Origin of the sequence: Promicromonospora citrea (genome assembly GCF_013004695.1) — a bacterium.
Taxonomy (GTDB): Bacteria; Actinomycetota; Actinomycetes; order Actinomycetales; family Cellulomonadaceae; genus Promicromonospora; species Promicromonospora citrea.
Genome location: NZ_JABEMG010000227.1, coordinates 1 through 4,264, shown reverse-complemented (window position 1 = coordinate 4,264; position 4,264 = coordinate 1). Strand labels below are relative to the sequence as shown.

Here is a 4,264-nt window from a genome sequence, read left to right as displayed (position 1 = left end):
CGCGGCGCCGGCCCAGCCGGACCGGGTGCGGCGCGTCGCCCGGGCGGCGCTCCCCACGCGGCACGGCGAGTTCCGCGTGGCGGCGTACCGCGACCTGCGCACCGGCGCCGAGCACCTGGCGCTCACGCCCGCCGGGCCGCAGCGGCACTCCGGCGGACGCCTGGTGCGCGTGCACTCCGAGTGCCTCACGGGCGACGCCCTGGGTTCGCTGCGCTGCGACTGCGGGCCCCAGCTCGACGCCTCGCTCGCCGCGGTGGCGGCCGAGGGCGGGGCCGTGGTCTACCTGCGCGGGCACGAGGGCCGGGGGATCGGCCTCGCGGCCAAGATCCAGGCGTACGCACTGCAGGACGCCGGGCGGGACACCGTCGAGGCGAACGTCGACCTCGGGCTGCCCGTCGACGCGCGCGAGTACGGCGCCGCCGCCGCGATCCTGGCCGACCTCGGCCTCGACGGCGTGACGCTCCTGACCAACAACCCCGACAAGGTGACCGGGCTGCGCGAGGCAGGGACGGTCGTCGTCGGGCGCCGTGCGCTCGTGGTGGGGCGCGGCGTGCACAACCACCGGTACCTGGAGACCAAGCGGGTGGTGCTGGGGCACCTCATCGACCAGCAGGAACACCTCAGCGAGCATCGCAACGAGCACCACGACGAGCACGAAGGAGCATGCGCATGAGCGGGGCCGGAGCACCGACGCTGGCCGTGGACGGGACGGGCCTGCGGGTCGTCGTCGTCGCGGCGAGCTGGCACGAGCGGGTCATGGACGGGCTGCTGGAGGGCGCCCGGCGGGCGCTGCGGGAGTCGGGGGCGCAGTGGACGGAGGTCCGGGTGCCGGGATCGTTCGAGCTGCCCGTCGCAGCGGCGCGGGCGGCGGCCGGGGGAGCGGACGCGGTCGTCGCCCTGGGGGTGGTGATCCGGGGCGGGACGCCGCACTTCGACTACGTGTGCTCGGCCGCGACCACGGGGCTCACCGACGTCAGCGTGCGGACGGGCGTCCCCGTCGGGTTCGGAGTCCTGACGTGCGACGACGAGGCGCAGGCGCTGGACCGCGCCGGCCTGGAGGGGTCCAGCGAGGACAAGGGCGCCGAGGCGGCGGAGGCGGCGGTCGGGACGGTGGTCGCGCTGCGCGGCCTGCCCGCCGTCTCGGGTGCTCCTGCATAAATAGTGTGCCAAGCGTCTCTGACGCCCACATCACCCGGGCATCCGGCCCACCACCCGCAAGGACGGACGGGGTCGGGACACATGCTGGGCATGACGAGGTCGACGAGGTCATGGCGCCCGCGGGGCGCTTCGGGAGTCCTGGCGGTCGGCGTGCTGCTCACCGGGTGCGCCGGTGGGTTGCCCGCGGGGTGGGGCGGCGAGCCGGCGGGGGAGACGTGCGTCGACTGGGTGCGGTTCGACACCCCGCCGGACGCCGCCGCCGACGCCGCGTTCGTGGTGCGTGGCCGCGTGCTGGAGCAGGACGGCACCGAGCGGCTGTACGGCGCCCAGGCCCACCGCTGGCTGGTCGAGGTGGACGCGGTGCTGGAGCCGGACGCGTCCGGGGAGATCTGGTCCGCGCGCCGGGATCCGGCCGCGCACCACGCGATCTCGACGCGGACACCAGATCTCGCGGGACCCGGGGCCTCCGGCGCGCGGGTGGTGCCCGCCGTCGTGGGGCCGATCGAGGTGCGGGCGGGAGAGACCGTCGCCGTCGTGTCCACCCCGGAGACCTGCACCTCCGGCGGGGCGTACCCGGACGGCGACCCGCTGGATCCCGCCACGGGCCTCGCCGGGCCGGACGGCACCGTGATCGTGCTGCTGTCCACGGCGTCCGACCGGCCGGACGTCGTCGACGCCGGCGGGCTGCTCCACCTCGTCACCCCGCACCAGGGCGTGCTCACGCCCGGCGACGACGGCGCGCTGCCCGCGACGTGGCCCTCGCCATAGTCGCAGCCGGCCGAAACGTGGGACGACGGCCGGTGGCGCCCCCGTCCCCCGACTAGGCTGGACCCGTGAAGACCTTCGAGACCCTGTTCGCCGAGCTGACCGAGAAGGCCGTGACCCGCCCCGCGGGCTCCGGGACCGTGGCCCAGCTGGACGCGGGTGTCCATGCCATCGGCAAGAAGGTCGTGGAGGAGGCCGCCGAGGTCTGGATGGCCGCGGAGTACCAGTCGGACGCCGAGACCGCCGAGGAGATCTCGCAGCTCCTCTACCACCTGCAGGTCCTGATGGTCGCCAAGGGACTGACCCTCGAGGACGTGTACACGCATCTGTGACCCGGCCCTGGCGCCGTTCGACCCCATCGGTCGGACCGGCGCCGGGAGAGCCGGGTCGTCAGGTCCGACGTACACCCAGAGAGGAATCAACCATGCTGCGCATCGCCGTCCCCAACAAGGGCTCCCTGTCGGGACCCGCGTCCGAGATGCTGCGCGAGGCGGGCTACCGCCAGCGCCGTGACACCCGTGAGCTCGTGCTCGCCGACCCGGAGAACGACGTCGAGTTCTTCTTCCTGCGCCCGCGCGACGTCGCGGTGTACGTGGGGACGGGCACCGTCGACGTCGGCATCACCGGGCGTGACCTCATGCTCGACTCGGGTGCCGACGCCGTCGAGCACCTGGGCCTCGGGTTCGCGCGCTCGACGTTCCGGTACGCGGCGCCCGTCGGCACCGAGCAGCCGGTCACCGAGATCGCGCACATCGCCGGGCGGCGCGTCGCGTCGTCGTACACGACGCTCGTGGCCCAGCACCTGGCGAAGCAGGGCGTCGAGCCGGCCGCGATCGTGCACCTGGACGGCGCGGTGGAGTCCAGCGTGCGCCTCGGTGTGGCGGACGTGATCGCCGACGTCGTCGAGACGGGCACCACGCTGCGCGCCGCGGGCCTGGAGGTGTTCGGCGAGCCGATCCTGAGGTCGGAGGCCGTGCTCATCCGCCGGTCCGACGCCGAGCCGCCCGCGGGCCTCGAGGTGCTGACCCGTCGCCTGGAGGGCGTCATCACGGCGCGGGAGTACGTGCTCATGGACTACGTGGTGCCGGCCGCACGCCTGGAGGACGCCGTGGCGATCACCCCGGGCAAGGAGTCGCCGACGGTCTCGGAGCAGCACCACAGCGACGCCTACGCCGTCCGGGTCATGGTGCCGCGCCGCGAGACCAACCGGATCATGGACGCGCTGTACGACGTGGGTGCGCGCGCCATCATCGTGACCTCGATCCACGCCTCGCGGCTGTAGCGCCATGGACGGGCACGCGGGCACGGGCGAACCGGGTGGGGACGCGGAGAGGTTCCGCACCTTCCGCGGCCGGTTCGGCACGCCGGTCGCGTACGGGCTCGCGCTGCTCTCGGCCGGTGGGTGCGCGTTCGTCGCGCTCTCGGCGACCGGGCAGGGTGCCGACACCGCCAACCGGGTGGCCATCATCGTGTTCGGGCTGCTCGGCGGGCTGATCGCGTGGCGGTTCGGGGCCGTGCGCGCCGAGCCCGACCCGGAGGGCCTCACGGTCGTCAACTACGCGTCGCGGCGCCGTCTGGCGTGGCCGGAGATCGTCACGGTGCGGTTCGGGTCGGGCGACCCGTGGGTGCACCTCGACCTCGCGGACGGCGACGTGCTCGCCGTCATGGGCATCCAGCGCGCGGACGGCGAGCACGGCATGGCCGAGGCGCGCCGCCTGGTCGCCCTCGTCCGCGAGCTGGGCGAGGCCCCGGACCCGCACTGAGCTGGTGCCGGCGGTGAGATCTGGTGGCGCACGGCCGGATCTCACCGCGACGACCGATCCCAGTGGCATCGCCAGGTGAGGATCTCGGCGGGGCCCCGGACGCACAGCGGCCCCCGTCTCCACGTGGAGACGGGGGCCGCTGTGTCGCGTCAGCGGGTGCGCTGCGGGGTGCGGCCGCGGGGTGCGCGGTCGCCGTCCGGGCGGCGGTGGTCGCCGCCGGTACGCGCGCTCCGCTCCCCGCCGCGGGGGGCGCCCCGGTCGAGGGTGATGCGCAGCGGCTTGCCGGCGACGCGGGCGCGGGCCAGGCGGTCGAGCGCCTCGTTGTCGAGCGGCGCGGTGATGTCGACCAGCGAGAAGCTGCCGAAGATGTCGATCTTGCCGACGTCGGCGCCGGTGATCCCGCCCTCGTTCGTCAGGGCACCGACGATCCCGCCCGGCTGCACGCCGTGCGTGTGACCCACCGCGAGGCGGTATCGGGTGCCGCGGGCGGGCCGGCGGATGCCCCGCTCGCCGTCGAACCGGCCGCGGCTCGCGCCGGACCGGTCGTGCCGGTCGCCGTCGCGCGAGGCGGCACGGCG

General features: G+C 75.1%; 7 protein-coding genes. 6 read left to right on the top strand and 1 reads right to left on the bottom strand.

From position 1 onward, the window contains the following. The 6 genes from ribA to HLB15_RS22760 all read left to right on the top strand — a co-directional run. Nucleotides 1–673: GTP cyclohydrolase II (gene ribA, locus HLB15_RS22785; RefSeq protein WP_171108955.1), on the top strand; the 673-nt coding region annotated here is incomplete at its 5' end. After that, a complete protein-coding gene (gene ribH, locus HLB15_RS22780) occupies nt 670–1,158 on the top strand; it encodes a 6,7-dimethyl-8-ribityllumazine synthase (RefSeq protein ID WP_171108953.1) in 489 nt (162 codons plus the stop codon). The genes ribA and ribH, both read left to right, overlap by 4 nt. Nucleotides 1,159–1,248: 90 nt before the next feature. Continuing rightward, complete coding sequence (locus HLB15_RS22775; protein WP_171108951.1) at nt 1,249–1,926, top strand: hypothetical protein; 678 nt, start codon at nt 1,249–1,251, stop codon at nt 1,924–1,926. Between the two features lie 65 nt (nt 1,927–1,991). Beyond that, nucleotides 1,992–2,255 carry a phosphoribosyl-ATP diphosphatase gene (locus tag HLB15_RS22770; RefSeq protein ID WP_171108949.1) on the top strand — a complete coding sequence of 88 codons (264 nt, stop codon included), beginning with the start codon at nt 1,992–1,994 and terminating at the stop codon, nt 2,253–2,255. A gap of 92 nt (nt 2,256–2,347) precedes the next feature. Continuing rightward, a complete protein-coding gene (gene hisG, locus HLB15_RS22765) occupies nt 2,348–3,205 on the top strand; it encodes an ATP phosphoribosyltransferase (protein ID WP_171108947.1) in 858 nt (285 codons plus the stop codon). A 4-nt stretch (nt 3,206–3,209) separates the two neighbouring features. Beyond that, a complete protein-coding gene (locus HLB15_RS22760) occupies nt 3,210–3,686 on the top strand; it encodes a PH domain-containing protein (protein ID WP_171108945.1) in 477 nt (158 codons plus the stop codon). Nucleotides 3,687–3,835: 149 nt separating this feature from the next. Here HLB15_RS22760 and HLB15_RS22755 read toward each other — a convergent pair. Further along, nucleotides 3,836–4,264: DbpA RNA binding domain-containing protein (locus HLB15_RS22755; RefSeq protein ID WP_171108942.1), on the bottom strand; the 429-nt coding region annotated here is incomplete at its 5' end.

What these genes read in the sequence shown, in the direction of transcription:
- ribH (WP_171108953.1), top strand. Translation starts at nt 670, where the DNA reads ATGAGCGGGGCCGGAGCACCGACGCTGGCCGTGGACGGGACGGGCCTG.
- HLB15_RS22775 (WP_171108951.1), top strand. Translation starts at nt 1,249, where the DNA reads ATGACGAGGTCGACGAGGTCATGGCGCCCGCGGGGCGCTTCGGGAGTC.
- hisG (WP_171108947.1), top strand. Translation starts at nt 2,348, where the DNA reads ATGCTGCGCATCGCCGTCCCCAACAAGGGCTCCCTGTCGGGACCCGCG.
- HLB15_RS22760 (WP_171108945.1), top strand. Translation starts at nt 3,210, where the DNA reads ATGGACGGGCACGCGGGCACGGGCGAACCGGGTGGGGACGCGGAGAGG.